Source organism: Herbidospora sp. RD11066 (genome assembly GCF_054661255.1).
On the sequence record NZ_BAAGDO010000007.1, the window covers coordinates 327,051 to 351,308 of the forward strand.

The window sequence follows — 24,258 nt, forward strand, 5'->3', positions numbered from 1 at the left end:
GATTCCCTGACGGGATAGTGCACCGGGCGAAGGAGGGAACGCCATGACCATCGCCGGAAGCATCATCCTGATCATGTTGGGCGCCATTCTCACCTGGGCTGTCGAGTTCACCCTCGCCGGGCTCGACATCCAGGTCATCGGGGTCATTCTCATGGTGGGCGGCCTGGCAGGGCTGCTGTTCGGCCTCTACCGGCTGAGCACCGTCCGCCGTGCCGCCGCCACCCCCGTGGTCGCCCCCGTGGACGAGGTGCACACCACCCAGCGTCGCGTTTACGAGGAGCGCCGCTACGACGACCCCATCTAAAGCTGCACGAGTGAGAGGAGCCGGGTGTCCCGACCCGGCTCCTCTTGTTTGTATCCGAGATCACCGGCGTTTGCGGTAAGTCATATTCGAGTAACGGCGTTCCATTGAAGATCTCCCCAGGTAAAGCCGACATTCGGGCATATGTGGACATCGTGTGCTGCGCGAGTACTGTGGGCCGGGTACGGCTTCATAGTTCATCGCCCGAACTGTAAATATGGCCAAACCGAGTCGTAGTCGGAGGAGATTCTCGTGCCTTTCTCGCAGCCGACTCAGGGCTTCCGGAATTATTACGAGCGTTCAGGCGGCGGAACGCCTGTCGTGCTCGTGCACGGCAATCCGGGAGACCACGAGGAGTTTTCGCGTGTGGTGCCGCTCCTGGGTGACGACGTCGATGCGGTGACGCCGGACCTGCGCGGATACGGGAAGTCCGATAAGCATTTGGAGGACGTCGGAAACGCTTATTCGGTCGGCAGTCAGGTCGACGGCGTCATCGCGCTCATCGACGAACTGGGTATCAGTGACGCCGTGCTGTGCGGGTACGACATCGGCAGCTTCACCGTTCAGGCCATCGCCATGAAGCGCCCGGATCTGGCGCACTCTCTGGTCATCGCACCGCCGACCATGGGCGTCGGGCGGCGCATTCTGGAGGAGAAGGCCGTCAACGCCTTCCTGCACGCGATCATGTACAAGACCAGGCTGGTCGAGGACCTGATCGACGGGAAGCCGGAAGCCGTCCGGGCCGCACTTCGGGAGAACCTGGAGAAGTGGTCGCCCCCCGGTTCCACCGCGGTCGATGAACTTCTCGACCACCTCACCGAGAATCACTCGGCACCGGGTGCGTTCCTGGCGGGAGCGATGTGGTTCCGCCACCCCGAAGGTAATCCCATCACCGCTTACGCCAATGAGACCAGGCCGGCGCGAGGTGACAGGTTCTCGAAGAACATCACGATCCTGTGGCCGGACAGCGACGCGCTTTTCCCGACGGAATGGTGCGACACGCTGGACGACTTCTACAGCGATTACGACCTTCATTTCATGGAGAAGACCGGGCATTTCAGCCCCGTCGATTCTCCGGAGACCTGGGCGGAGCACATCCTGAAGCATGTGGAGGTCGCCGCCAAGTAGCGGAGGTCGGCGCCCGAAATCGTACGAGGAGGAGCTGATGATCATCCTGAACGTCTACTTCGACGTGGCCCAAGAGCATGAGGCCGAGTTCCTGAAGCTGCTGAACCACATGGTGGTGGAGTCCAACAAGGAAGACGGGTGCAGCCTGTATCAGCTGTGGCGCAACGCCCATGATCCGTACAGCTACGTCCTGGTCGAGCACTGGGAGACGCAGGAGCACTTGAATGTGCACGGCAAGACGCCTCACTGGATCGATTTCAACGACACCGTCAACGGCTATCTGAAGTCGGACTACGACGAGCACCACTACGAGGAGATCTCTCGTTAGTCGTCAGGAGGAAGGGCCATGCACGGAATCCACCACAACATGTTCGATCACGCCGATGTCCGCATCCACTACGCGACCGCGGGGACGGCGCCGAGTCACGGTGGAGACGACAGGGCGATCGTGTTGCTGCACGGATGGCCCGAGACCTGGTGGGAATGGCGCCACGTGATGGAGCCTCTCGGTTCCGACGGCCTGTTCGTGGTGGCCCCCGACTATCGAGGGGCGGGCGCGTCGTCGAAGCCCGCGAGCGGTTATGACAAGCAGACCATGGCCGGAGATATCAGGGCGCTGCTCGACCACCTCGGGGTGGAGAAGCCGATCACCCTCGTCGGGCACGACCTCGGGATGCTGGTCGCCTACGCGTTCGCCACCCTCTACCCGGATGACGTCGAGCGTCTCGTGCTCATGGAGGCTCCGATCCCCGGCACCGAGGCGTACGAGGGCAGCCTGGCGACGACCAGGTACAGCGAGAACAAGTTGTGGCACTTCCACTTCCACGGCGCGGCGGGCAACGAGGCCGAGACGCTCATCGCCGGCAGCGCCTATCCGTATCTGCGCAACTTCTACGTCAAGCTGAGCGCCAACCCCGACGCCATCTCCCTGTCGGACGTGGAGCGGTATGTCGCCGACTACACGGCTCCCGGTGCCATGCGGGCGGGGCTCGAACTCTTCCGGGCCTTCGAGAAGGACGCCGACGACAATCGGCGCATGCTGTCCGAGAAGGGCAAGCTCAAAATGCCCGTCCTCGGGATCGGCGGGACCGCGAGCTTCTTCCTGCCCGTCGCCGACAAGATGCTCTCGGAGGTCGCCGAGAACGTCACCGTCCGGCCGATCGATGATTCGGGGCACTGGATCGCCGAGGAACAGCCGGAGATGCTCCTGCACTGCCTGCGCGAGTTCATCCCGAAGGCCGGCTGAGGCTCTTTCTTGGTCATGAATACGTCCCGCCTGGTTTCCGAGGGGCTCGCGACCGACGAGACCAGGACAAGGTCTGGGTGCGCGGCCCCGGCGACGAGCCGTGGGAGGCCTCGACACTGACCAAGCCGGGTGCGGTCACCAGTCGGTGCTGAGGAGGCGCTCGGGCGGGGCCGTGATCCTGGCTCTGGTTCCCCAGCCTCGATAGATGATGTTCATCGTCATGGTCTCGACCTCGACGTCGTCGGTCCATTTCGCGTGGTGCCGCATGATGGCGTGGAAGCGTCGCGGCAGGTTGTCGGGGCCTACCCAGAGTTTCCAGATGATCGGGCCGCGGTAGGAGCCGTCGTCCTCCGCCAGGTCGAAGAACATCCCGGCCTGCCGCTCGCCCAGCACGGGAACCGTCACTGTGCCGCTGTGGAGGGTCGTCTTCACTCCCTCGAACGTGCCGCCGTCGGTGGTGGTCACGCCGGTGGTGGCGGCCAGCTCGAGGAAGCCGGGGTTGATGCCGTTGATCAGGTCGTCGCCCCAGATGACGCCTGCCAGGTGCCGGCCGTGGCGCCACTTTCCCAGCTGCGAAGGCGACTTGTGGGTGTACTCGCCGGTCTTGGAACGCACATAGGACTGTGAGTAGAACTCGTGGCCGATGCTGATGCCCCGGGATCGGCCCGTTCCGCCGGAGGGCTCGCGGGTGATCTGCACGGTGTCGGCGGCGTACACGCCCGAGGCTCGGAAGCGGTAGGTGCCGGACCCCTTCATGTCGAACGAGTACGGGGGGCCGCCCTGGCGCTTGACGGTGAAGCGCACGCCGCTCTTCTTCGCGAACTGGGTCTTGAGGGCTTTGACGACGGGGTCGAGAGAGCCGGGTTCCGCGGCCGCGGGCGTCGCGACGCTCAGCAGTGCGGCCACCAGCAGCATGACGCCCAGGCGTTTCATGCGCCGATCTTCACAGAAGATGATCTCTAATGCGTCACGGGCTCCGGCACGATGACGACCTTGCCGAAGACGGTGCGCGACTCGGCCAGGGCCAGCGCCTCGGCCGCCTCCGAGAGCGGGACGCGGGCGGCGATCCTCGGGGTGACGGCGCCCATGGCGACCAGGCGTAGGACCTCGGTCAGGTCGGTGCTCAGGCGGGCGCGGAAGGACGACGTGCGGAAGCGGCGGCCCGCCCAGAAGTTGTAGAAGTGGGCGCTCCTGCCGTTGGGGAGGTAGTTCCAGAGCAGCAGGCGGGCGAACAGCTTGAGCACGGGCAGGGCGGCGTTGCCCTTGTCGTCCTTGGTGGCGGCCGAGCCGTAGTTGACCAGGGTGCCGCCCCGGCGCAGCAGCTTCCACGACTCGGTCAGGCCCGCGCCGCCGACGTGGTCGAAGACGGCGTCCACTCCCTGGGGGGCGAGGGCGCGGATGCGGTCGTACAGCTGAGGGTCGCGGTAGTCGACCGGGGTCGCGCCCAGGTCGCGGACCGTCTGGTGGTGGCGGGGCGAGGCGGTGCCGATCACGGTGATCCCGGCGTGGTGGGCGAGCTGGACGAGGATCGAGCCCACACCTCCGTTGGCGCCGAGCACCACGATCGTGCCGCCGGGGCGGACTCTGGCGGTGCGGTGCAGCATCTGCCAGGCGGTGACGCCGTTGACGGCCACCGTCTCGGCGGTGGCGGCGTCGACCTCGTCGGGGACCGGCACCAGGTCTGCGGCCTCGACGAGCAGGTGGCTGGCCCAGCCGCCGACCTTGACGACGGCGGCGAACCGGCGGCCGGTCAGCCCGGGGTCGACGCCGGGGCCGGTGGCGGTGACCGTGCCGACCACGTCGTAGCCCGGGACGAACGGGAAGGGCGGCTGGTCGTAGTACTTGCCCAGGCGCATCTGCTGTTCGGCGAAGGAGACGCCGGTGGCGTCCATGCGCAGGATCACCTGACCTGAGGCGGGTTCGGGCAGGTCACGGGTCCGGACCTGGAGGCCGCCGGGCTCGACCACTCCGGGGAGGACGATCTCTGTCGCGTTCATGGTCAACCTCTCGTCTGTGTACTTACAGTCGTAACGTAACAAGTGTAAGTTTAAGAAAGCAAGAGGCAACACCTGTAAACTTCGCGGTGTATGGTTACGGCGTGAAGAGCACTGAGCCACGCAGGCGCAACCGCCGCGGCGAGGGCGGGAAACTGCGCGACGAGATCATCGCCGCCGCCGTGGAACTGCTCGACGAGGAGGGCGACGAACGCGCGATCACGCTGCGCTCGGTCGCCCGCCGCATCGGGATCGCCGCGCCCTCGATCTACCCGCACTTCCCCGACCAGCCGGCCATCATGCTGGCCGTGGTCCGCCAGGAGTTCGACCAGCTCACGGCCGCTCTGGTCGCCGCCGTGGCGAAGGCCGGCGACGACCCGGTGGCCCGGCTGACCGCCGCCTGCCACGCCTACCTCGACCTGGCGGCCACCCATCCCGGCCGCTACCGGATCATGTTCGGCGGGCTGTGGATGCCCGATCTGGGCGAGGGCTCGGTCGGCCAGTCGGACATGGACGCCCTGGGTGCCGAGACGCTGCAGACCCTCGTCGACCTGCTCGGCGCCTGTGTCGAGGCGGGCCGCTCCACCAGCACCGACCTGTTCGGCGACGCCGTCGCGCTCTGGCTCGGCCTCCACGGCCTGGCCCACCAGCGCATCGTGGTCCGCTACTTCCCCTGGCCGGAGAACCTTGAAGGTCGCATGATCGCCGCGCTGGCCCACCTGGTCATGGAAGAAAGCTGACCGTTCGCGGGCGCGTGGCCGACGGCCGGTGACAGGGGGCCGCGAAGATCATGGGGCGCATGCGTTCACTCCTGTGGTCCGCCGCCGTCCTCGCGTTCGGGCTCACTCTCGCGCCCGCCCCGTCGGCCGTCGCCGAGGACATCGGCGACGTCGCCTGTATCGGTGGCAGCCTCCACGTGCAGTTCAATCCCGGTGTCACGTTCAGCAGGAACACCGTGCGCCTGACGGCCAACGGTGACCTGGGCGTCTGCGCCTCGCAGAAGCACCCGAAGATCACCGGAGGGATCATCCGGGCCGAGGCGTCCCTCACCGCCGCGTGCCCGGGGCCGTTCGGGCCCGGCTCCGCCAAGGTGACGATCAGCTGGAACGACGGCAGCAGGACCGTGGTCGACCAGTCGACGTTCCGGGGCGACTCGTCCTCGTTCGGCTTCGAGGGCGGCAGCATCGCCACCGGCGCCTTCACGGGCGGGCCCGCGCGCGCGAACGGCCGCACCACCAGCAACCTCATCGAGCTGGGCGCGGGCTGCGTCCTCGGCGGGGTCACCTCCTACGCCGTCTCGATCGATCAGTTCGCGGTCGGCGACCTCTAGAAACCCCGAGGGCCGGAACACCTGTCCCGGCCCGGCTTTCTTTTCCCGTACGTTCCCCGCTACCCCGCCTCCGACTGCGGCCCGCCCCCCAATGACTGCTGGCGCCGGGTCGCGACGTACATGTCGATGCCGATGGCCACGGCCGCCACGATGCCGACGATCATCAGCCACCACACGTGGCTCAGCCCCGCGATCACCGCCACGGCGATCGCGATCACCAGCCCGAACGACCCGAGCCTGACGTGAACGACGTCGCGAGGCGTCGCCGGCACCATGGGCTTGCCCCTGGGGTCGACCTGCTCTTCGGTCCTTCTCGGCTCTGTCATGATTTATCCCCTACCCTCCGATTTGACCTGCTACCACCGCTCGACCAGCCGGACCTCGCCGCCGAGCTCGCGCACCAGCCGGGCCTCCGGCACCAGGTCGGGGTGGCCGCCGTCGCCCCTGACGTACACGTCGGGGCGGATCAGGCGCAGCAGGGACGCGGGGGAGTCGTCCTCGATCAGGGTGATGTAGTCGACCGAGCCCAGGCCGGTCAGCACCGCCGCCCGGTCTTCGGCCGAGTTGACCACCCGGTCGGGGGCCTTCCTGCGGGCGGCGCTGGCGTCGTCGCGTACACCGACGACCAGCACGTCGCCCAGCCGCCTGGCCTGGTCGAGGTAGGTCACGTGGCCGGGGTGCAGGACGTCGAAGCAGCCGTCGGCGAAGACGATGCGGCGGCCCTGGGCCCGCTCGGTGGCGACCCGTTCGGCCAGGACCTTGGCGGGCATGGCCGGTCGGGGTCCCAGCTCGGCGAGCAGGTCGTCGGCGTCGCAGACGGCGGTGCCGGGGCGGCGGGAGACCACGTCGGACCCCGCCTGGGCCAGGTCGGCGGCGGTGGCGGCGTCGGCGCCCGCCGCCAGGGCCAGCGCGAACACCGCCGTGAAGGTGTCGCCCGCCCCCGCGCCCAGCAGCTCGCCGGAGCCGGGATGGGTGCGGTGGGGCGGGCGGTCCTCCCGGTGCACCACCGCGCCTTCACCCTCGTCGGTGACGACGATCGGGGCGCCGGTGAGCTCGAAGGGATCGTCCGCGACGAGCTCGCAGGCGTCGTATCGGGCCAGCACGGCCGCCGGGGCGGCGTCGCGCCAGAGTTCGGGGTCGTAGGCGTCCACGACCAGCAGGGGCAGGCCCGCGAGGGCCTGGCGCACGCCGTCGGTGCACACGCCCGCGCCGGAGTCGCAGACGACCACGACGTGGGCCAGTTCCGCCATCTCCCGGATCTGGGACACCAGCTCGCGTTCGACCGACGCCGGTACGGGGGAACGGTCCTCTTCGTCGTAACGGGCCACCATCTGGCCGCCCGACATGACCCTTCGTTTCACGGCGGTCCGGCGGCCCCGGGTGATGATGGGGCCGTCCACCTCGTGGCGGAGCAGCGAACCGATGAGCGCGGTGCCGGCCGGGTCGGCCCCCGCCACACCGAGCAGGTGCACGCGGGCGCCGAGGGCGGCCAGGTTGGCGGCGGTGTTGGCGGCGCCGCCGGGGGCGTCGTCGATCTGCTCGACGCTGACCACCGGAACCGGCGCCTCCTGCGCCATCCGTCCGGCCCGGCCCTGGAGCCACGAATCGAGCATTACGTCCCCGACGACCACGGCGGTGAGGCCGGGGAAGCGGCGGACTGTCTCTTCCGTCATGGTCATCCCTGCTGCCCGAGGGTGCGCGGGGAAAACCGCAGCGTGTTTGCTCATCAACCCCTCGGGTAACCGGGCCGGGGTACCGAAAACGAACCGAGCGAAGGCCAATCGATGAACCTCATTGTTGAGAGCGTCGAGCGGATCGCCGTTCTGCGGGCCACGGCCCTGGGTGACCTGCTGTTGATCCTCCCCGCTGTGGAGGCGCTGCGCCGTACCTATCCGGCCGCGTCGATCACTCTCCTCGGCCGGGAGTGGCAGGTGCCGTTCCTGCGCAACCGCCCCGGCCCCGTGGACGAGGTGGTCGTCGTGCCCGCCATGGAGGAGTCGCCGTCCGCCCCACCCGACCTGGTCGGACGCTTCGACCTGGCGCTCCAGATGCACGGCGACGGGCTGCACGCCAACGCCTTCGTCAACGGCCTGGGCGCCCGCGTGACCGCCGGGCTGCGCGGCGACGACGCCCCGCCGCTCGACCGGTGGCTGCCCTACGTCCCCTACCAGCACGAGACCCTGCGCTTCCTGGAGGTCGCCGGGCTGGTCGGGGCGAGCTGCGACTACGTCGAACCCCGCATGCAGGTGACCCGCGCCGACTACGCCGAACTCCGGTCGGCGCTGGGCGAACTGCCGCGCGGCCTGATCGCCGTCCATCCGGGCGGCAAGGACGCCCGGCGCCGCTGGCCCGCCTCCTGCTTCGCCGAAGCCGCCGCCCGTCTGGGGCGCCCGGTCGCGGTGACCGGCGGGGAGCACGAACGCGACCTGGTCGAGGAGGTCTGCGCCCTGATCCCGAAGGCGATCCCGGTCGTCGGCACACTGTCGGCCGGTGGCCTGGCCGCCCTCTACACGGCGTGTGACGTGGTGATCGCCAACGACAGCGGCCCCCGCCGGCTGGCCGCCGCGATGGGAACGCCGACGGTCGGCGTCTACTGGTGCGGCGACCTGATCAACGCCGGTCCGCTGACCCGCAGCCACCACCGCCCGCTCATCTCCTGGACCACCACCTGCCCGGCCTGCGGCGGCGCGGGCCTCCGCGAACCGGGCGGCTGCGCCCACCCGGTCTCCTGGCTGACCGACGTGGAAGCGGAGGCAGTGGCCGAACAGGCCGACGAGTTGCTGAGCGCCTGAGCGACGCACCGCTCACGCGCGCCGAGCATGCGGGTGACGCGTCTCACCGACTCGGCGCGACAGAGGCTTGGAGCGACAGACGCGCGGCGCTACAGACGCGCGGCGCGCTATTCGCGCTCAACGTCTCACCAAGCCTTCGCTCAGCACTTCCGCCGCCGCCGACAGCACGTCCTTGGTCGTCACGTCGGCCGGGTCGGGGCCGTTTCTGAGGGCCTGGTGGCGGGGGCGGTCCTTCGGCGGACCCCAGCGTTCGGGGCGTTCCGGGCCGAAGATCGTCACGGATGGGGTGCCGTAGGCGGTGGCCATCTGTGAGACGCCCGTGTCGGAGCTGATCACCAGGCGGGCACCGGCCACGATCGCGCACAGTTCCCTCAAAGAGGTGCGGCCCGCGTACACGATCTGCGGGGGTAAGACCGCCTGGTTCGCGACCAGCAGCGCCAGCGGGCGTTCCTTGCGCGACCCGGTCACCACGACCGGGAGGCCTTCGCCCGCGATCGCGCGGGCCACCTCCGCGAACCGGGCCGGGGGCCAGCGGCGGGACAGGCCCGTGCCGCCCGGGTGGATGACGACCGCGCCCGGTGCGGGGCTCGGGGTCGTGGGGGAGGGGAGCAGCAGGTCACGGGGGTCGGCCTTCAGGCCGTACCACTCGACGAGGCGGCACCAGCGCCGCGTCTCGTGCTCGTCGTCGTCCCACTTCGGGCCGGGGGGATAAGCCTCCTCCGCGTACGCCCACAGCCTCCGGGGCCGCAGATCGGCCAGCAGCTCCGTGGATCGGGGGCCCCGGCCGTGCAGGTTGACCGCGATCTCGGGGAAGAAGGGCAGGTCGGAGTTGCGGTCGGTGAGGCCGGGCCACAGGATCGGCTCCAGACCGTAGGCCGGGATGAGCCGGTCGACCACCCCGGTCAGCGCGGCCAGTTCGCTCAGCTCCGGCGGGCAGGCCAGCGCGATCCTGATGCCGCTGCGGCGCAGGGCGCGCAGGGCGGGCACGGCCGTCAGGAGATGGCCGATGCCCTGCGCGCGGAGCACGAGTGCGGTCGTCATGCCGTCGCCTCCAATCTGACGCCGACCTCTCGATAGGCGGCGACCGTCTCTGTCGCGATCCTGTTCCAGCCGTAGCGGGCCTTGGCCCGGTCGGCGCCGGCGATGCCGAACGCGCTGCGCCGCACCGGGTCGGCCAGCAGTCTCTGGACGGCCCTGGCCAGCGCGGTCGGCCGCTTCGGCGGCACCAGCACCCCGGTGATCCCGTTGACCACGGTCTCCTTCTGGCCGCCCACGCACGACGCGATCACCGGCACCCCGCAGGCCATCGCCTCCAGCGCGACCATGCCGAAGGGCTCGTACCAGGGCACCGTGACGACGGCGGCGGCCGAGCGCATCAGCGCCGGCACGTCCTCGCGGGCGACCTGGCCGGTGAACGTCACCCGGTCGGCCACCCCGTTCCGCTGGGCCAGCCAGCGCAGCCGGGTCACCTCGGCGTCGTGGTGCAGCGCCGAGGCGGGCGGCCCCCCGGCCACCACGAGCTCGACGCCCTTGACCCCGCGCAGCGCCTCGATGATCGTCGCCACGCCCTTGCGCGGGACCAGGCGGCTGATCGCCACCAGGCGGGTCCGGGCCGTCTCCCCGGTTCCGGCGTGCGGGTGGAAGTGGGCCAGGTCGACGCCGCACGGCACCACCCGCGCCCGACGCCGGTTGACGCCCATGCGGCGCAGTTCGTCGACCTCGTCGGTGCAGGTCGCGATGATGGCGTCGGTCTCGCGGCCGATGCGGGTCTCCGCCTCGATCCGCTCGCGCGGGCTGGTGTCGTCGGCGCCCTGGTGGCGGCGCTTGACCGCGCCGAGCGCGTGATAGGTGTGCACGACCGGGATGCCCAGGTCACGGGCGGCGCCGAGGGCGGCCAGGCCGCTCATCCAGAAGTGGCTGTGCACGACGTCGGGCCGGTCGAAGAGCCACTGCTCCCGCAGCCACTTCGCGAAGTGCGGCACCCACGGGAGGATGTCGTCCTTGGGGATCTTGCGCGCCGGTCCGGCCGGCACGTGCACGACGGTGACGCCGGGAGCCAGTCGTACCCGCTCGGGAACCCGCTCGTCGTCGCGGCGGGTGTAGACGGTCACTTCGTGGCCGAGGGCGGCGATGGCCCTGGCCAGGGCGTCGACGTGGACGTTCTGGCCCCCGGCGTCGGTCGTGCCGACGCAGGCGAGCGGGCTGGCGTGCTCCGAGATCATGGCGATCTTCACGGGGTTACCTCCGGGAACGGCTGGTCCCGCTCGCGGGCGGGATCGCTAGCGAGCGGGGAGCCCAGGTCCGGGGTCACGGGAACCGGGAGGAGAGCACGCCGACTGGATGCGGCGAAATGGGGGAGATGTGCGGGGTGCAAGGGACCTCCGGGACGGCATGCGTCAACACGGGAGGTGCCTGCTTCCTAGGCACAGATTTGCTTCCACTTTAACCTATAAAGCTCTTCAGAAAACATCCTGTTTCGCCGGAAAAGGCGCGGGCAGGCGTTTTCTCTATGGACACACCTCACTATGTGGCCGCCCGCGTGCAGCAAGCCATCGCGGAGGACGGCCGCACCAACGAGCTCGGCATCCGGGTCGACGTGCGGGGGGACCAGCTCTTCCTGCGCGGCCAGGTGACCGGCGAGGAGCAGCGCGACCTGCTGACCGACGTGGCGCGCGAGGCCGCCCCGGGGCTCACCGTCCACAACGAGGTGACCTGTGTGGAGGTCCGTGCCCCCGGCGAGGAGGAGCAGCTGTGAGCATCCGTGTCGCGGCCGTCGCCGACATCCATCTGGACCCCGCCCAGCGCGGCTCCTACCGGGAGCGGCTCGACGGCATCGAGGAACGCGCCGACATCCTGCTCGTCGGCGGGGACCTGACCCGCCACGGCACCCTCGAAGAGGGCAAGATCGTCGCGGACGAGTTCCGCGACCTGCCGGTGCCCGTCGTGTTCGTGCTGGGCAACCACGACTACCACTCCGACGCCGACCAGGAGATCATCTCCGTCCTGCGGGAGTCGGGCGCGATCGTGCTCGACGACAGCGCCGAGACGCTCTTCGACGGACGGCTCGGCCTCGCCGGCGGCAAGGGCTTCGGCGGCGGGTTCGCCGGCAAGTCGGCCAGCGAGTTCGGCGAGCCGGAGACCAAGGCGTTCGTCCGGCACACCCGGGAGATCGCCGACCGGTGGCGGATCGCGCTGAAGAGCCTCGACACCGAATACCGGGTCGTGCTCAGCCACTATTCGCCGGTCAAGGAGACCCTGGCCGGGGAGCCGCCGGAGATCTACCCGTTCCTCGGCAGCTACCTGCTCGCCGAGGCGGTCGACGCCGAGGGCGCCGACCTCATCGTCCACGGCCATGCCCACGCGGGCACCGAGAAGGGCATGACCCCGGGCGGGATCCGGGTCAGGAACGTGGCGCTCCCGGTGCTGCGCCGGGCCTACGCCACCTACTGCCTGGGTTCCGAAGAGTGCTGAAACACGTTAACGGCGGCCGGGCTTTCCGGCCGCCGTTGTCGTGTTCTCATGGTCGCTACACGTTGAAGATACTGACGCCGCCGGGTCCGACGAGGAACCCGAGGACGATGAGGACGATCCCCCAGAGGATGTCCCTGCGCGCGAGGATGACGTAGATCCCGGCGATGACGAGTACAACTGCGATGATCCAGAGCAAAGTAGCCATGAAGCCCGACTGCCCTGTCGAAGGGGTCATTAACGTCATGGAACGTGGGCAAGTGGATTGCCATGACACGTTTTGGTTACATGCTGAGCTCCGAAGAGCACGGCCCGAAAGAGCTGGTCAGGCAGGCCGTCCTCGCCGAGCACGCCGGTTTCGAGGGTCTGTGGGTCACCGACCACTTCCATCCCTGGATCGACGAACAGGGCGAGAGCTCCTTCGTCTGGACGGTGCTCGGCGCGCTCTCGCAAGTGGTCTCGCTCCCGGTGACGACGGCGGTGACCTGTCCGCTGGTGCGGATCCACCCGGCGATCGTGGCGCAGGCGGCGGCCACCGCACAGGTCATGTTCGACGGCCGGTTCCGCCTCGGGGTCGGCACGGGCGAGGCCCTCAACGAGCACATCTTCGGTGACCCGTGGCCCCCGGCCTGCGACCGGCAGCGGATGCTGGAGGAGGCCGTGGGGATCATCCGTGAGCTGTGGGAGGGCGGCGTGGTGACCCACCACGGTGAGTTCTACGACGTGGAGAACGCGCGGCTCTACACGTTGCCCGACGAACCTCCGCCCATCCTCGTGAGCGGTTTCGGCCCGGCGTCGGCCGAGCTGGCCGGACGCATCGGCGACGGCTACGTCAATGTCGCGCCGGATGCCGACCTGCTGGAGGCGTACAGAAAAGCGGGCGGGGCCGGGAAGACGGCGCAGGGCGGCCTGAAGGTCTGCTGGGGCACCGACGAGGACGACTCCCGCCGCCTGGCCCACCGCCTGTGGCCGATCGAGGCGATCACGGGCGAGGCCCATCAGCTGCTGCCGATGCCCCGGCACTTCGAACAGCTCGCCACCCTGGTCAGGCCCGACGACCTGACCCTCCCGGCGGGCCCCGACCCCGAGGTGCACATCGCCGCGATCCAGCAGTATGTGGACGCCGGCTTCGACGAGATCTACATCGCGCAGATCGGGCCCGACCAGGAGGGCTTCTTCGAGTTCTACGAGTCGGCGGTCCTGCCCCGGTTCCGCTGAAGGGTCACCAGCGGCTGTACGAACCACAGCCACGTGCTGAGTAACACCACCGCGGCGGCGATCAGCACCGCGGGCCAGGTGCCCAGGTAGACCTCGACGACCAGCCCGGTCGAGCACGTCATCGAGATCGCCAGGGCGATCCCCCCGACCACGGCCAGATCGTTGGCCCGATGCAGCATCAGCTCCTTGAGCCCCGACCGGAACATGATCCGGTTCTGGATCGCCGGGGCCATCAGGCAGATCGACGCGATCGCCGCCGACACGAGGGCGGCGTAGAACAGCCACCTGCCGAACACGTCGACCCGCCCGAACCCGGCCGAGAACGGCAGCGTCAGCAGGAACGCGAACAGCACCTGCACCCCGGTCGACTGCACCCGGAGCCCTTGCAGGAGTTCACCGAGCTCTCGGTCGACCCGTTCCTTCGGGTTCTCCTCGGGGTTGGTCAGCAGGACCCTGTGCTGCTCTTCCATCATTTCGCTTCCTTGATCATCCGGGCGTACGCCAGCTGTAACCAGTCGGACACCGCCACCGCCGTCATCGTGGCGCCCACCAGCCGGGTCAGCCGGGGCGCGAAGACCATCCCGGCCGCATAGCCCGTCGCGATCCACTGCGCCAGGCAGAACGGGCAGCTCAGCAGCTCGCCCATCGCGTGACGGTGGCCCTCGCCCCGGACCTCCTCCTTCAGCTCCGACGGGCCCGAGACCCCGACATAGCGGGTGAAGGGCGCCCGGAGAGGGCTGGTGACGGTGTCCTTGGCGATCGTGCGGGACAGGCGGTGGGTGGCCACGGACATCAGCGCGAGGTCCATGACGGCCACCCGGTCGGGGGCGTCGCGGCCGGTCAGCTTCCCTGCGGCCAGGAGGGCGGCGACGGCGGTGCCGTACACGCCGAGAACCCTGGCGTAGGAGGCCAAGGGACGCTCCTCGGAGTACGCGTCGTTGATTTCCCTGAGGGTCTCGGTCATGGCGCGCCGTAGTACCCGAGATTGTTTGGGTCGAACGTTCCGGGGCAAACGGTGCGGCGTGGGTAGTCACAGTCACGAGGTAACCGACGCCATCCTGGACACGCTCAAGCGGGCGGGGTCCGGCCTCAAAGAGGTGGGCGTCCGCTTCGCCCTGGCCGGCGGGTGCGCCGGATACGCCAGGGGAGCGGCCCCCTCTCTGCACGACGTCGACTTCGCGCTGGTCGAAGAGGACGTCCCGCTCGCCCTGAAGACGCTGGAGAACATGGGCTTCCGCACCGAACGCCCCCCGGAGGACTGGCTGGTCAAGGCCTTCGACGAAGAGGGCGTGCTGGTCGACCTCATCTTCCAGCTCGCCGACCGGCCCGTCACCCCCGAGATGATCAACCGGGCCACGATGATCAACACTGCCGCGCTGAGCCTGCCGGTGCTGGAGGCGACCGACCTGGTGATCTCCTGGATACTGCCGCTGTCGGAGCACAGCTGCGACTATTCGGGCCTGCTGCCGACCGTCCGCGCGATGCGCGAGCAGGTCGACTGGGACCGGGTGGCGGGCGTGGCCGAGTCGTCGCCGTACGCCTCGACGTTCCTGGTCCTGCTGGAGCGGCTCGACGTGATCGCGAAACCGACCCCCGTACCGGTCGAACGCTGGCCGTGACCTTGTGCGGAAAGCCCCGCCCCCTCGATGGGGACGGGGCTTTCGCGCTTTACGGGATGCCGTAGGGGAAGCGGTCGGGGTCGGGTCTCGGAGGCGGGTCGTCGGTCATGATGAAGTCGGGGGCGTCGTTGATCTCGTCCCGGGTGCGGTCGACGAAGATCTTGCGGTGGGTGGCGTCGACCTGAGTGATCACGCTCGCGGGGAGCATGACCCGGTGCCCGAAGATCCACGGCCCGGTGTCGACGACGAGGTAGCCCTCGCCGATCTCGTCACTGACCGCGTCGACCGTCCCGATCGCGCCGTCGACGGCCTCGACGTGGTAGCCGATGAGGTTCACCGTGTTCTCGTCCATCGGCTCCCCCTACCCGACAATCAGCACGACCTTCCCCCGTCCGTGCCCCGTTTCGATGTCGGCGTGGGCTCTCGATGCCTCCTCCAGCGGGTACGTCGCCCTGACGGTCACCGCCAGCTCGCCCGACGCGACCAGGTCGAGCAGCTCGGTGAGCCTGGCCTGGCTGCGGTCGCTCCCGATCCACAGGCAGCCGAGCTCGCGGGCCAGTTCCCAGTCGGCGATCGTGCCGATCCTGCTCCTGTCGGAGACGAGCTCGACGGAGGTGCGCAGGTTGCCGTGCCCGGCGGCGTCGAGCACCGCGTCGAACGGGCCGAGCCGTCGGAGCCGTTCGAGCTCCCCGTCGCCGTATTCGACCGGGGTCGCCCCGAGGCTTTCCAGATACTCCTGGTTGGCGGCGGACCCCGTACCGACGACCCTGATCCCTCTGAGCACCGCGAGCTGGGTGATCATGGTCCCCACGCCCCCGGCCGCGCCGTGCACCAGCAGGGTCTCGCCCTTCCGCAGCCCGAGGCGCTCCAGGGCGGTGTGCGCCGTCTGCCCCGACGCCGACAGCGCCCCCGCCTGAGCCCAGTCAACCCCTTCTGGTTTCGGTACGACCTGCGTCTCCGGCACCGCCACGAACTCCGCGTAGCACCGCATCGTCCGGAACCCCACCACCTCCTGCCCGGTCCCCTCGACGACCCCCGCGAACTCGTTCCCCGGCACCACGGGGAACTCCGCCGGCGGCGCCCCCGGCGGCAGCCACCCCGACCGCACCGCCGCGTCGGCCGGCTGCACCCCGGCGGCCCGCACCCGGACCAGCACCTCACCCGGCCCCGGAACCGGCCGGGGCACCTCCACGATCCGCAGCCGGTCGGCCGCCCCGAACTCGGCCACTCCGGCCGCCCGCATCAGTCCCATGGATAGAGTCCACTTCATCAAGCGCACTTGACGTCAAGGGGGGACGGTGCTCGATCCCGACGCGGTCTGGCTCAAGCCGGGCCAGGTCGCCGAACGCGCCGGAGTGGCCGTCTCGGCCCTCCACTACTACGAGAGCCTCGGCCTCATCCACAGCCGCCGCACGGCCGGCAACCGCCGCGAATACCGCCGCGACGTGCTGAGAGTGATCGCCTTCATCCGCGTGGCCCAGCGGGTCGGCGTCTCCCTCGACAAGATCAAGGAAGCCCTCGACCGCCTCCCGGCCGAGTCGGTGCCGGGCAAACGCGACTGGGCCAGGATCTCCCGCGAATGGCACGACGACCTGACCCGGCGCATCGAGGAACTCACCGCCCTGCGCGACGACTTCTCCAACTGCATCGGCTGCGGCTGCCTCTCCCTGATCTCCTGCCCCTACTCGAACCCGCGCGACGTCCTCGGCCGGAAGGGCCCGGGACCGCACCGTTTCCCCTGAACGTCAAGAACGTCCCTTATCTGGACGGAAACCGCGTCACGGGCGGGCCGACGGGCGATGACCAGAGGTGGAGCGAAAGGAGCCTCGCGTGTCGCATGGTCTGCCGGAGCTGGGTGACGACTATCTGCGGGATCCCCACGGCGCCTATCGGGCGCTCCGGGTCGAAGGGCCGGTCGTCCAGGTCGTGATGCCCAACGGGATCCGCATGTGGCTGATCACCCGTTACGACGACGCCCGCGAGGCCCTCACCGATCCCCGCCTGCGCAAGGACGCCACGCTGATCCGCGAGGCGGTGCAGCGGGCCGCCACCTCGCCCGACGCGCGGGTCCAGCCCGCCGAGCTCGCCTCCCACATGCTCAACTCCGACCCGCCCGACCACACGCGGCTGCGCCGGCTGGTCAGCAAGGCGTTCACGCCCAGGGCGATCGAGCGGCTGCGGCCCCGGGTCGAGGAGATCACCGCCGGGCTGCTCGACCGGATGGACGGCGACGTCGACCTCATCGACGCCTTCGCCTTCCCGCTGCCGATGACCGTGATCTGCGAGCTCCTCGGGGTGCCCGAACAGGATCGGGACGAACTGCGGGCGCTCATGCGCGAGATCCTGGCGCGCCCATTTCGTACCGGAGACGACCCCGAAGAACGAGACCGCCGCATCGCGCGCGTGGTCGAGCGGTTCGTGGCGCTCATCGAGCAGAAGCGGGCGAATCCGGCCGACGACATCCTCACCGGCCTGGTGCAGGCCCGGGACGAAGGGGACAAGCTCGACGACGTCGAGCTCATCTCGACCTGCTTCCTGCTGTTCCTCGCCGGGCACGAGACCACGGTCAACCTGATCGGCAACGCCACCCTCGCCCTGCTGACCCACCCCGACCAGCGCATCGAGCTGCTGAAGAACCCCGACGTGATCGACAGCGCCGTCGAGGAGTTCCTCCGCTACGACGGGCCGCTCAACTTCGCGCCCCAGCGCGTGACCGGCGAGGACGTCACGATCGCGGGGGTGACCATCCCGAAGGGCGAACTGGTCGCCGTCGCCCTCTCGTCGGCCGACCGGGACCCCGGGGTGTTCCGGGAGCCCGACCGGCTCGACCTCGACCGCGACGAGGCGCCGCATCTGGCGTTCGGGCACGGGATCCACTACTGCCTCGGGGCGCCGCTGGCCCGGCTGGAGGCGCGGATCGCGCTCGCCCGGCTGTTCGAGCGGTTCCCCGAGATGAGCCTGGGCGCCCGGCCCGACGAGCTCGAATGGCGGCCATTGCCGCTGCTGCACGCCCTCGAACGGCTACCGGTGCGCCTCCGGCCAGACGCAGGGTGAGGTCGCGGCCAGATAGATGTGGTCGCCGGAGGCCCAGGTCAGGGCGACGATGAACTTGTCGGGCTCGGTGACGCCGCTCAGGTCGGGGTTGTCGGGCTCGGCGCTCTTGGCGATGACCTGGTAGCCCAGGTCCTTCCAGTAGTCGGCGACCTGGCGGGAGACCACCATGTGCTGGGCCTTCCCGACGCCGCGCAGCCAGTAGGCCCGGCTGACCACGATCTTCTGCAGCGACTCGCTCTTGTCGAGGCAGGCCGTCGGGGTCACCGACACCGGGATGAGTTCGAGCTGGGGCTGCGGCGTCAGCGCGGCGGCGGTGTCGCGGACCAGCTTCTCCACCCGGTCGGTCGCGCGGTTCTGGGTGAGCTCTTCGTCGGCGGACATGCCACATCCCGTCAGCGTGAGGAGGTACACCAGCACGAGCACGATCTTCACCGCGGCCCCGATCCGTTGACGATGGTGGCCACGTCGCGAAGGGCGGCGGACTCCGGCCGCCAGTCACCGTCGCCGTGGTCGATGATGATCACGTCGTCGGCCAGCCCGGCCCCGCCCGCCAGCGCGCGGTGCACGGTCAGCGCGCCGTCGCCGTGGCCGATCAGCACGCTCCGCGCGGTCCTGGACGGAATGTGCGCGGCCCGCAGCCCCAGGCAGAACGCGGTCAGCGCCTGCCCGCCCAGGTGGGTGCGGTCGGGGGAGAAGGCGCCGAAGTCGACCAGCGGGGCGTCGTAGCCGTCCCAGGTGACGCAGGCGACGGGGGTGCCGCCCATGGTCGAGGCCTGCCGCCACAGCAGCTGCGCCCGGGTGATGCTGGTCATGGCGTCGGCCAGCCCCGAGTTCAGGCCGTGGACGAAGATCACCGTGGTCTGCGCGGTGTCCGGGTCGCCCCACGAGACCGTCAGGCGCCCCTGGCCGGTGACGTCGAAGCCGAGCAGCATCGGATCGGGGTAGCCGGGCACCGGCGTCATCGCCGACTTGATCTGCTCCAGCCGTTTGAGCTGGACGTTCACCCGATCCCAGCTCCGGGGCAGGTCGCGGTCGGACTGCCACATCACCGAGGCGCCGAGCCGGTGCAGGTCGTGGGTCAGCAGCCCCTGCTCGACCCGGAGGAACTCCCGGTTGGCCGAGTTGCGGACCACCCCGGGAAGGCCGTGCAGACCGCCGAAGCCGGGCAGGCCCAGCGACATCATGCGGGTCTTGGGGGGCTGCATCGTCCACCACGAGTTCACCCGCGCCCCGAGACCGGGGTCGGCGCAGCGGTGCTGGACGCCCAGCAGGGTGTCGACGGCCGCCGGGTCACCGGCCGAGACGCGGTCGAGCAGGCGCCCCGACCCGGCGGTGTCGCCGGCGAAGTCGCCGAACATCCAGTAGGCGGCCAGCGAGGCCGGGACGATCTTGCCCGGCGGCAGCTGGAGGAGCCGTTCACGGAGGACCGCGGCCCGTTCACCGGACCAGAACGCGATGTCGGCGATCACCCGCGCCGCGCGGTCGGGTTTTCCCGCCCTCGTGAACTCGTCTTGGAGGAATCCGGCTATTTCCTCCAGATTCCGTGCGGCGGCGCACAATTCTCCGGCGAGGGTGGGCAGCACATCCCGGGAGAAACCCGCGAATGTGCCATTCGGCCGGGGGAGTAAGGGAATGGGGGCGGCGAGTTCGGTCGTACCGGAGAAAAGGGATATCGATTCGGCGAGGGCCATGCGCAGAGCCGCGCGTTGCGTGGTGAGCAGTTCGGCGAACGCCGAGGTGCCACCGCCGGTCCAGGCGATGGCATGCACCAGGCGCGTCGCCTGATCGAGCGCGGTGTGGTGCTCGACGGCGATGGCGGTGACCCGTTCGAGGGAGGCAGTCTGGTCCACCATGACCGAGACAGGATCGCAGTCCGCTTTGCTCCTGGTCAGGCGCTTGCCGCTTCACCCACATTCATCCGAATAATCCGCGCTAAGATCGTCTCTTTGCGACCTGAAAAAGGATGAATGGCATGTCAAAGCCGTTAGTTGCGGCAATTGTCGGCATTTACAGTGCACTGCTGGCCTATCTCGCGCTGGCCGGCGAGACCCGCGCCCTGCACAGCCTCGTGACGCTCAACGGCTGGTGGGACCGGGACGCGGGAGGGTGGGCGCTGGTCCCCGGTCTGCTGGCGATCGGGGCGTTGCAGGCGTGGATGATCTGGGCGCTGCTGCGGATGCCGCCGCTGACCGTGCACCGGGGGCTCCGGCAGGCGCTCATCGCGCTCGCGCTGACCTATACGGTGCTGTTCCCGCTGCTCCCCGAGCTGCTGCTCCTGCTGCTGGGCCTCTTCCTGATCATGACCGTCGTGATCTTCCTGCCGGCGGTGTTCGCCGACTGGCCCCTGAACGTGCGGAACACGCTGGTAGCGCTCGGCCTGGCCGGTGTCCTGCTGTCCCCGCCCCTGGGGATGGTCGTGGTCGTCTGGTGGGGCGCGGTGCTGCTGCTCCAGTTCCTCGACGGGCGGTGGAGCACTCCGACGCTGGTGGCCGGGCTGCTCGCCATGGGGACCACCCTGCTGGGGCTGATCGTCCCGGTGCCGCCGTGGTTCCTCGCCGACGGCCCCCACTGGGCGACCTACGAAGTACTCCTCGACGCCACGGCCGTGACCGACGCGCTCTGGCTGGTGCTCACCGCGCGGGAGCTGACGACGCTCTCGCCATGGGAACCGGTGGTGACTCCGCATAGAAGTCGATCACTCGAACCTCGGCCCGCCGCCCGAGCGGCCGCGTGATCGTGATCGGCTCGCGCAGGGTGACGCGGGTGTTGGTCTGCGACCCGACCGGCACGACGAGCCGGTCGCCGTCGACCTTCAGCGAACTCTCGAAGGTGGTGACCCGGCGGGTGCCCTCGATCAGCCCGGCGGGCACCCGCACGTCGAGGTAGTGGCCGAGCCGGACGCGGAGCTCGGTGTCGGTCACCACATGGGGCCTGACCACGCCCGACGCGATCATGCCCGCCACCGTGACCGACCCGTAGACGCCCAGCGCCAGCAGCGGCAGCCGTACCGCCTCGGGCACGCCGAGCCCCCGGAGCAGCAGCTCCACCCCGGCCGTCTCGACGACCTGGATCACCAGGAAGACGGTGAGCAGCATGTTCTGGGCCTTCGCGTACGGCACCGCGACACCCCCGGCCGGCACGTCGGGCCGCCTCAGCAGCCACCGGCCGACCGACACGAGCCCGTCGACCTCGAACCGCAACAGCCGCACGATCATCGGTTCCGCTCCTTCGCCATCGCCATGACCTGGTGGAAGACCGCCGCCTGGGCGGGGGAGACCTCCACACCGAGCTCACCCAGCCAGCGGTCACCGGCCTCCTCGCCGAGCCCGCCGAGCATGGACGCGGGCATGACGCGCAGGAGGTCGGCGGCCAGCGCGGCCACCCGGGGATCATCGGGTGCCGCGTCGTGGAGGGCGTCGAGCCGGACGTAGAGGCCGGCCGCGCCCTCGACCATGGGGGCGAGCTCGGCCAGCACCTCGGGCGGGAGCAGCGACATCATCTCCCGGTCGAACTTCGCGAAGCCCTCGCCGGGCAGGGCGCGCAGCACCTCGGCCATCTCCGGAGAGACCACCGCGTCGGCGCTCAGATCGCCCTCGGTCGCCAGCAACCGGGACAACCGCGCTCGTTTCGCCGCCAGGGCCTGCTGCTCGCGGGCCAGGTCGGCGTCGAGTTCGAGCAGGACCTCGCGCAGCTCACGGCCCTCGTCGTCGGCCAGGACGTCGCGGATCTCGTCGAGCGAGAGGCCGAGCTCGGCGAGCCGGCGGATGCGGGCCAGCACGACGGCGTCGCGCAGCCGGTAGTCGCGGTAGCCGTTGGCCCGCCTGGTGGGTTCGGCCAGCAGGCCCACGTGGTGGTAGTGCCGGATGGCCCGGGTGGAGACCCCGGCGATCTCGGCGAGTTCCCCGATCCGCATGCCCTTGATTAGAAACGTTGCCGCTACGTCATGGTCAACAGGGGCGTGATGGCGGTCGTCGCGGAGTGCTGGAAGACGACCAGGGTGCGGAAGCTCACCACCTCCTTGCGCTTGGCCAGGTGGTCGATGAGGAAGGCGTGCAGGTGCTCGTTGTCCTGGACGGCCACCCTGATCAGGAAGTCGTCGCCGCCCGCCACGACCAGGACCTCCAGCACCTCGGGGCGCGACCGGGCCCAGTCGTGGAAGCTGTCGATGACGGTCCGGCTCGACGGCCTGACCTGCGCCGCCACGATCGCCTGGACACCGCGGCCGATCTTCGACAGGTCGAGCCGGGCGTGGTAGCCGGTGATGACGCCGCGTTCGTGCAGCCCCCGGACCCGCTCCAGGCAGGTCGAGGCGGCGATGCCGACTCTGCGGGCGAGCTCCCGGTTCGACTGCCGTGCGTCGAGCTGCAATTGGGCGATGATCGCCGAATCTATGTCGTCCAGATCCATGAATTCGAGCCTATCGCCGATCAAACGTTCGGCCAGAGGGGTTCGGTGGCCAGCATTTGCCTAGGGTCGTGCTCGGGAACCACTCGATTGGACGGAATCCGATGCAGACCAAACTCGTCATGGTGCTCCGCGACGACCTGCCCCCCGGCCTGGCCGTGAACGCCGCCGCCGTGCTGGCCCTCAGCCTCGGCGACGCGCTGAACGGCTGGCTCGGCCCCGAGGGGAAGGACGCCGACGGTAACCTCCACCCCGGCCTCAACACCCATCCCGTACCGGTGCTCACCGCCACCGCCGAGGGCCTGCGGGAGCTGCACGACGCGGCGCCCGAGGAGGTCACGGTGGTCGGCTTCAACGAGGTCGCCCGCCGGGCCCGCGAATACGGCGAGTATCTGCGGACCCTGGCGGAGACCCCGGCCGCCGAGATCGACTACGTCGGCATGGTCGTGTTCGGCCCGAAGGCGCAGGTCACCAAGCTGACCAAGAGCCTGGCCCTGATGCGCTAGTTCGGGTTCTTGGCGTGGGTGAGGGTCTCCCAGGCGACGAACAGGTAGTTCGTGCCGGCCGGACGCTGGCGCTCGGTCAGCGTCTGGGTGTTGGTCATCCCGATGCCCATGCGGGTGTTCAGCGCGTTGAAGCCGACCTCGGTGATCGGGCCGAGCCCCAGGTGCAGTGAGCCGCCGCAGAGCCAGGAGGGCACGGCGGTGCCGAGCTGATATTTGGCGTGGAAGCCGAGGGCGTGCCGGAGCCGGTCGGCGAGTTCGGGGTAGAGGTCCTGGCCCTGGATGCGGCTGGTCTCGGCCACGTGGGAGATGGCGCTGATGCCGTAGCCGGTGTGGGTGAAGTCGCGGCAGGTCTCCTGGGCGAGACCGTCGACGAACGTGGTCTCGCCGTGCCAGAAGGAGACCAGCTCGCTGTAGGTGTCGACGCTGCCCACCGGCGGATATTTGGGCTGGGGGCCGTCGGCGGTGACGTACAGGAAGGCGGCGGCGCGGGCCTTGAAGCGGGTGACGGCGCGGTCGTAGACGGCCTTGTCCTCCAGGAAGACGGCGATGCCGATGGCCGCCTCCATCATCGACAGCTCCCAGTTGCCGTTGCTGGACGACCCGTTGACCACCTCGGGCAGGTAGACGCTGCGGAGCATGGTGGCGAACCGCTGCATGTTCGGCCACCCGCCCGTGTACGTGTACCTGATGATCTCCGCGGCCCGCGGCCACGTGGAGGCGGCCCAGGCCGACTGGAGCGGGGCGTTGCTGTTGGTGTGGTCGCGCAGCACGGCCGACCAGGCGTCCATGATCGAGATGGCCTTGGTCGCGTAGCGCGCGTCACCCGTGATGTACCAGCGCAGCGCCAGCGTGTACGCGGCCAGCGCGTCCTGCCGCTCGTCGGTGCACCCGATGTTCGGGTTGGAGTAGGACCCGCACTCGACCACCGCGCGCGGCGTGGGGTTACGGGTCAGCGAGGCGAACGGCGAGGCCGCCATCTGGTCGAACGCGGCCTTCCACGGCTGCGCGTTCGCCGCGACCCGGCCTTTGACGAAGTCGAGCTGGGCCCGGCTGACCATGACACCCGGATGGGCGAAGACGGCCGGCGCGGCCTGGGCGGGCAGGGCGACGAGGGTGGACAGGAGCACCACGAGTGTGGCTAACAAGCGGGCCATCGGCTGACTCCGGACAGGGGGGAACGGTTTGAGCGCCCATGAAA

32 protein-coding genes are annotated in these 24,258 nt (G+C 69.7%); 15 read left to right on the plus strand and 17 right to left on the minus strand.

What is annotated here, in order from left to right:
* Positions 1-43 precede the first annotated feature (43 nt).
* The 4 genes from ACYQ78_RS26720 (at position 44) to ACYQ78_RS26735 (ending at position 2,675) form a co-directional block, all read left to right on the plus strand.
* Positions 44-304 carry a DUF6458 family protein gene (locus ACYQ78_RS26720; protein ID WP_459803661.1) on the plus strand — a complete coding sequence of 87 codons (261 nt, stop codon included), beginning with the start codon at positions 44-46 and terminating at the stop codon, positions 302-304.
* A gap of 249 nt (positions 305-553) precedes the next feature.
* The gene (locus ACYQ78_RS26725; RefSeq protein WP_459803662.1) at positions 554-1,429 is read left to right on the plus strand and encodes an alpha/beta fold hydrolase; all 876 of its coding nucleotides are present in this window, start codon (positions 554-556) and stop codon (positions 1,427-1,429) included.
* Positions 1,430-1,466: 37 nt separating this feature from the next.
* Entirely contained in the window at positions 1,467-1,757 is a 291-nt protein-coding gene (locus ACYQ78_RS26730) for a putative quinol monooxygenase (protein WP_459803663.1), read from the plus strand.
* Positions 1,758-1,775: 18 nt separating this feature from the next.
* Positions 1,776-2,675, plus strand: a complete 900-nt coding sequence (locus ACYQ78_RS26735) for an alpha/beta fold hydrolase (RefSeq protein WP_459803664.1) — start codon at positions 1,776-1,778, stop codon at positions 2,673-2,675.
* A gap of 135 nt (positions 2,676-2,810) precedes the next feature.
* On the opposite strand, the gene ACYQ78_RS26740 is transcribed toward ACYQ78_RS26735, so the two are convergent.
* On the minus strand, positions 2,811-3,608 hold the full coding sequence (locus ACYQ78_RS26740; protein WP_459803665.1) for a hypothetical protein: 798 nt from the start codon (positions 3,606-3,608) through the stop codon (positions 2,811-2,813).
* 26 nt (positions 3,609-3,634) lie between these two features.
* Complete coding sequence (locus tag ACYQ78_RS26745) at positions 3,635-4,672, minus strand: medium chain dehydrogenase/reductase family protein (RefSeq protein WP_459803666.1); 1,038 nt, start codon at positions 4,670-4,672, stop codon at positions 3,635-3,637.
* Between the two features lie 101 nt (positions 4,673-4,773).
* On the opposite strand from ACYQ78_RS26745, the gene ACYQ78_RS26750 reads away from it, so the two are divergent.
* Together ACYQ78_RS26750 and ACYQ78_RS26755 are read left to right on the plus strand one after the other, a co-directional pair.
* Entirely contained in the window at positions 4,774-5,409 is a 636-nt protein-coding gene (locus ACYQ78_RS26750; protein WP_459803667.1) for a TetR/AcrR family transcriptional regulator, read from the plus strand.
* Positions 5,410-5,468: 59 nt separating this feature from the next.
* Entirely contained in the window at positions 5,469-5,999 is a 531-nt protein-coding gene (locus ACYQ78_RS26755) for a hypothetical protein (RefSeq protein ID WP_459803668.1), read from the plus strand.
* A gap of 59 nt (positions 6,000-6,058) precedes the next feature.
* Here the strand turns inward: ACYQ78_RS26755 and ACYQ78_RS26760 are convergent, their stop codons facing one another.
* A complete protein-coding gene (locus ACYQ78_RS26760; RefSeq protein ID WP_459803669.1) occupies positions 6,059-6,325 on the minus strand; it encodes a hypothetical protein in 267 nt (88 codons plus the stop codon).
* 30 nt (positions 6,326-6,355) lie between these two features.
* Positions 6,356-7,672, minus strand: coding sequence for a PfkB family carbohydrate kinase (locus ACYQ78_RS26765; protein ID WP_459803670.1), 1,317 nt, complete (start codon positions 7,670-7,672; stop codon positions 6,356-6,358).
* Positions 7,673-7,783: 111 nt separating this feature from the next.
* Here ACYQ78_RS26765 and ACYQ78_RS26770 point away from each other — a divergent pair, with 111 nt between their 5' ends.
* On the plus strand, positions 7,784-8,791 hold the full coding sequence (locus ACYQ78_RS26770; protein ID WP_459803671.1) for a glycosyltransferase family 9 protein: 1,008 nt from the start codon (positions 7,784-7,786) through the stop codon (positions 8,789-8,791).
* A 117-nt stretch (positions 8,792-8,908) separates the two neighbouring features.
* On the opposite strand, the gene ACYQ78_RS26775 is transcribed toward ACYQ78_RS26770, so the two are convergent.
* Together ACYQ78_RS26775 and ACYQ78_RS26780 are read right to left on the minus strand one after the other, a co-directional pair.
* Positions 8,909-9,832, minus strand: a complete 924-nt coding sequence (locus tag ACYQ78_RS26775) for a glycosyltransferase family 9 protein (protein ID WP_459803672.1) — start codon at positions 9,830-9,832, stop codon at positions 8,909-8,911.
* Positions 9,829-11,025: a glycosyltransferase gene (locus ACYQ78_RS26780; RefSeq protein WP_459803673.1), complete on the minus strand. Its 1,197-nt coding sequence runs from the start codon at positions 11,023-11,025 to the stop codon at positions 9,829-9,831. Before ACYQ78_RS26780 ends, ACYQ78_RS26775 begins: the two co-directional genes overlap by 4 nt.
* 275 nt (positions 11,026-11,300) lie before the next feature.
* Between ACYQ78_RS26780 and ACYQ78_RS26785 the strand changes: the two genes are divergently transcribed.
* Positions 11,301-11,546 (plus strand): BON domain-containing protein, encoded by a 246-nt coding sequence (locus tag ACYQ78_RS26785; protein WP_459803674.1) that lies wholly within the window; start codon positions 11,301-11,303, stop codon positions 11,544-11,546.
* Complete coding sequence (locus ACYQ78_RS26790; RefSeq protein WP_459803675.1) at positions 11,543-12,262, plus strand: metallophosphoesterase family protein; 720 nt, start codon at positions 11,543-11,545, stop codon at positions 12,260-12,262. The genes ACYQ78_RS26785 and ACYQ78_RS26790 overlap by 4 nt, the downstream gene beginning before the upstream one ends.
* Before the next feature lie 55 nt (positions 12,263-12,317).
* On the opposite strand, the gene ACYQ78_RS26795 is transcribed toward ACYQ78_RS26790, so the two are convergent.
* Positions 12,318-12,467, minus strand: coding sequence for a GPGG-motif small membrane protein (locus ACYQ78_RS26795; protein WP_169807523.1), 150 nt, complete (start codon positions 12,465-12,467; stop codon positions 12,318-12,320).
* Between the two features lie 62 nt (positions 12,468-12,529).
* Between ACYQ78_RS26795 and ACYQ78_RS26800 the strand changes: the two genes are divergently transcribed.
* Positions 12,530-13,477, plus strand: a complete 948-nt coding sequence (locus ACYQ78_RS26800; RefSeq protein WP_459803676.1) for a TIGR03557 family F420-dependent LLM class oxidoreductase — start codon at positions 12,530-12,532, stop codon at positions 13,475-13,477.
* Here ACYQ78_RS26800 and ACYQ78_RS26805 read toward each other — a convergent pair.
* Positions 13,444-13,947 carry a DUF6328 family protein gene (locus tag ACYQ78_RS26805; protein ID WP_459803677.1) on the minus strand — a complete coding sequence of 168 codons (504 nt, stop codon included), beginning with the start codon at positions 13,945-13,947 and terminating at the stop codon, positions 13,444-13,446. The two genes, ACYQ78_RS26800 and ACYQ78_RS26805, sit on opposite strands and share 34 nt — an antisense overlap.
* Positions 13,947-14,441, minus strand: a complete 495-nt coding sequence (locus ACYQ78_RS26810; RefSeq protein WP_459803678.1) for a DUF1360 domain-containing protein — start codon at positions 14,439-14,441, stop codon at positions 13,947-13,949. Before ACYQ78_RS26810 ends, ACYQ78_RS26805 begins: the two co-directional genes overlap by 1 nt.
* A gap of 58 nt (positions 14,442-14,499) precedes the next feature.
* Here ACYQ78_RS26810 and ACYQ78_RS26815 point away from each other — a divergent pair, with 58 nt between their 5' ends.
* Positions 14,500-15,096, plus strand: a complete 597-nt coding sequence (locus ACYQ78_RS26815; protein ID WP_459803679.1) for a nucleotidyltransferase — start codon at positions 14,500-14,502, stop codon at positions 15,094-15,096.
* Positions 15,097-15,145: 49 nt separating this feature from the next.
* Here the strand turns inward: ACYQ78_RS26815 and ACYQ78_RS26820 are convergent, their stop codons facing one another.
* Together ACYQ78_RS26820 and ACYQ78_RS26825 are read right to left on the minus strand one after the other, a co-directional pair.
* Entirely contained in the window at positions 15,146-15,448 is a 303-nt protein-coding gene (locus ACYQ78_RS26820) for a PRC-barrel domain containing protein (protein ID WP_459803680.1), read from the minus strand.
* Between the two features lie 9 nt (positions 15,449-15,457).
* On the minus strand, positions 15,458-16,348 hold the full coding sequence (locus tag ACYQ78_RS26825) for an NADP-dependent oxidoreductase (RefSeq protein ID WP_459803681.1): 891 nt from the start codon (positions 16,346-16,348) through the stop codon (positions 15,458-15,460).
* A gap of 46 nt (positions 16,349-16,394) precedes the next feature.
* Here ACYQ78_RS26825 and soxR point away from each other — a divergent pair, with 46 nt between their 5' ends.
* A complete protein-coding gene (gene soxR, locus ACYQ78_RS26830; RefSeq protein ID WP_459803682.1) occupies positions 16,395-16,838 on the plus strand; it encodes a redox-sensitive transcriptional activator SoxR in 444 nt (147 codons plus the stop codon).
* An 88-nt stretch (positions 16,839-16,926) separates the two neighbouring features.
* Positions 16,927-18,150 carry a cytochrome P450 family protein gene (locus ACYQ78_RS26835; RefSeq protein ID WP_459803683.1) on the plus strand — a complete coding sequence of 408 codons (1,224 nt, stop codon included), beginning with the start codon at positions 16,927-16,929 and terminating at the stop codon, positions 18,148-18,150.
* Here ACYQ78_RS26835 and ACYQ78_RS26840 read toward each other — a convergent pair.
* A complete protein-coding gene (locus ACYQ78_RS26840; RefSeq protein ID WP_459803684.1) occupies positions 18,118-18,582 on the minus strand; it encodes a hypothetical protein in 465 nt (154 codons plus the stop codon). The genes ACYQ78_RS26835 and ACYQ78_RS26840 overlap by 33 nt on opposite strands.
* The gene (locus ACYQ78_RS26845; protein ID WP_459803685.1) at positions 18,579-20,003 is read right to left on the minus strand and encodes an alpha/beta hydrolase; all 1,425 of its coding nucleotides are present in this window, start codon (positions 20,001-20,003) and stop codon (positions 18,579-18,581) included. Before ACYQ78_RS26845 ends, ACYQ78_RS26840 begins: the two co-directional genes overlap by 4 nt.
* 119 nt (positions 20,004-20,122) lie before the next feature.
* Between ACYQ78_RS26845 and ACYQ78_RS26850 the strand changes: the two genes are divergently transcribed.
* The gene (locus tag ACYQ78_RS26850) at positions 20,123-20,884 is read left to right on the plus strand and encodes a hypothetical protein (RefSeq protein WP_459803686.1); all 762 of its coding nucleotides are present in this window, start codon (positions 20,123-20,125) and stop codon (positions 20,882-20,884) included.
* Here the strand turns inward: ACYQ78_RS26850 and ACYQ78_RS26855 are convergent.
* Genes ACYQ78_RS26855 through ACYQ78_RS26865 form a run of 3 tightly spaced genes read right to left on the minus strand, consistent with a single transcriptional unit; the run spans position 20,781 to position 22,557 of the window.
* Entirely contained in the window at positions 20,781-21,365 is a 585-nt protein-coding gene (locus ACYQ78_RS26855) for a hypothetical protein (protein ID WP_459803687.1), read from the minus strand. The genes ACYQ78_RS26850 and ACYQ78_RS26855 overlap by 104 nt on opposite strands.
* The gene (locus ACYQ78_RS26860) at positions 21,362-22,063 is read right to left on the minus strand and encodes a MerR family transcriptional regulator (RefSeq protein WP_459803688.1); all 702 of its coding nucleotides are present in this window, start codon (positions 22,061-22,063) and stop codon (positions 21,362-21,364) included. The genes ACYQ78_RS26855 and ACYQ78_RS26860 overlap by 4 nt, the downstream gene beginning before the upstream one ends.
* A gap of 23 nt (positions 22,064-22,086) precedes the next feature.
* The gene (locus ACYQ78_RS26865) at positions 22,087-22,557 is read right to left on the minus strand and encodes an Lrp/AsnC family transcriptional regulator (protein ID WP_459803689.1); all 471 of its coding nucleotides are present in this window, start codon (positions 22,555-22,557) and stop codon (positions 22,087-22,089) included.
* Between the two features lie 101 nt (positions 22,558-22,658).
* Here ACYQ78_RS26865 and ACYQ78_RS26870 point away from each other — a divergent pair, with 101 nt between their 5' ends.
* Positions 22,659-23,060 carry a DUF2000 domain-containing protein gene (locus ACYQ78_RS26870; protein WP_459803690.1) on the plus strand — a complete coding sequence of 134 codons (402 nt, stop codon included), beginning with the start codon at positions 22,659-22,661 and terminating at the stop codon, positions 23,058-23,060.
* Here ACYQ78_RS26870 and ACYQ78_RS26875 read toward each other — a convergent pair.
* A complete protein-coding gene (locus ACYQ78_RS26875) occupies positions 23,057-24,214 on the minus strand; it encodes an alginate lyase family protein (protein ID WP_459803691.1) in 1,158 nt (385 codons plus the stop codon). The two genes, ACYQ78_RS26870 and ACYQ78_RS26875, sit on opposite strands and share 4 nt — an antisense overlap.
* Positions 24,215-24,258 lie beyond the last annotated feature (44 nt).

Coding starts and splice junctions, on each gene's coding strand:
- ACYQ78_RS26845 (WP_459803685.1), bottom strand. CDS start 20,003: ATGGTGGACCAGACTGCCTCCCTCGAACGGGTCACCGCCATCGCCGTC.
- ACYQ78_RS26740 (WP_459803665.1), bottom strand. CDS start 3,608: ATGAAACGCCTGGGCGTCATGCTGCTGGTGGCCGCACTGCTGAGCGTC.
- ACYQ78_RS26855 (WP_459803687.1), bottom strand. CDS start 21,365: ATGATCGTGCGGCTGTTGCGGTTCGAGGTCGACGGGCTCGTGTCGGTC.
- ACYQ78_RS26800 (WP_459803676.1), top strand. CDS start 12,530: ATGACACGTTTTGGTTACATGCTGAGCTCCGAAGAGCACGGCCCGAAA.
- ACYQ78_RS26850 (WP_459803686.1), top strand. CDS start 20,123: ATGTCAAAGCCGTTAGTTGCGGCAATTGTCGGCATTTACAGTGCACTG.
- ACYQ78_RS26735 (WP_459803664.1), top strand. CDS start 1,776: ATGCACGGAATCCACCACAACATGTTCGATCACGCCGATGTCCGCATC.
- ACYQ78_RS26825 (WP_459803681.1), bottom strand. CDS start 16,348: ATGGGACTGATGCGGGCGGCCGGAGTGGCCGAGTTCGGGGCGGCCGAC.
- ACYQ78_RS26760 (WP_459803669.1), bottom strand. CDS start 6,325: ATGACAGAGCCGAGAAGGACCGAAGAGCAGGTCGACCCCAGGGGCAAG.
- ACYQ78_RS26820 (WP_459803680.1), bottom strand. CDS start 15,448: ATGGACGAGAACACGGTGAACCTCATCGGCTACCACGTCGAGGCCGTC.
- ACYQ78_RS26785 (WP_459803674.1), top strand. CDS start 11,301: ATGGACACACCTCACTATGTGGCCGCCCGCGTGCAGCAAGCCATCGCG.
- ACYQ78_RS26730 (WP_459803663.1), top strand. CDS start 1,467: ATGATCATCCTGAACGTCTACTTCGACGTGGCCCAAGAGCATGAGGCC.
- ACYQ78_RS26810 (WP_459803678.1), bottom strand. CDS start 14,441: ATGACCGAGACCCTCAGGGAAATCAACGACGCGTACTCCGAGGAGCGT.
- ACYQ78_RS26745 (WP_459803666.1), bottom strand. CDS start 4,672: ATGAACGCGACAGAGATCGTCCTCCCCGGAGTGGTCGAGCCCGGCGGC.
- ACYQ78_RS26860 (WP_459803688.1), bottom strand. CDS start 22,063: ATGCGGATCGGGGAACTCGCCGAGATCGCCGGGGTCTCCACCCGGGCC.
- ACYQ78_RS26795 (WP_169807523.1), bottom strand. CDS start 12,467: ATGGCTACTTTGCTCTGGATCATCGCAGTTGTACTCGTCATCGCCGGG.
- ACYQ78_RS26865 (WP_459803689.1), bottom strand. CDS start 22,557: ATGGATCTGGACGACATAGATTCGGCGATCATCGCCCAATTGCAGCTC.
- ACYQ78_RS26875 (WP_459803691.1), bottom strand. CDS start 24,214: ATGGCCCGCTTGTTAGCCACACTCGTGGTGCTCCTGTCCACCCTCGTC.
- ACYQ78_RS26765 (WP_459803670.1), bottom strand. CDS start 7,672: ATGACGGAAGAGACAGTCCGCCGCTTCCCCGGCCTCACCGCCGTGGTC.
- ACYQ78_RS26805 (WP_459803677.1), bottom strand. CDS start 13,947: ATGGAAGAGCAGCACAGGGTCCTGCTGACCAACCCCGAGGAGAACCCG.
- ACYQ78_RS26720 (WP_459803661.1), top strand. CDS start 44: ATGACCATCGCCGGAAGCATCATCCTGATCATGTTGGGCGCCATTCTC.
- ACYQ78_RS26770 (WP_459803671.1), top strand. CDS start 7,784: ATGAACCTCATTGTTGAGAGCGTCGAGCGGATCGCCGTTCTGCGGGCC.
- ACYQ78_RS26755 (WP_459803668.1), top strand. CDS start 5,469: ATGCGTTCACTCCTGTGGTCCGCCGCCGTCCTCGCGTTCGGGCTCACT.
- ACYQ78_RS26870 (WP_459803690.1), top strand. CDS start 22,659: ATGCAGACCAAACTCGTCATGGTGCTCCGCGACGACCTGCCCCCCGGC.
- ACYQ78_RS26775 (WP_459803672.1), bottom strand. CDS start 9,832: ATGACGACCGCACTCGTGCTCCGCGCGCAGGGCATCGGCCATCTCCTG.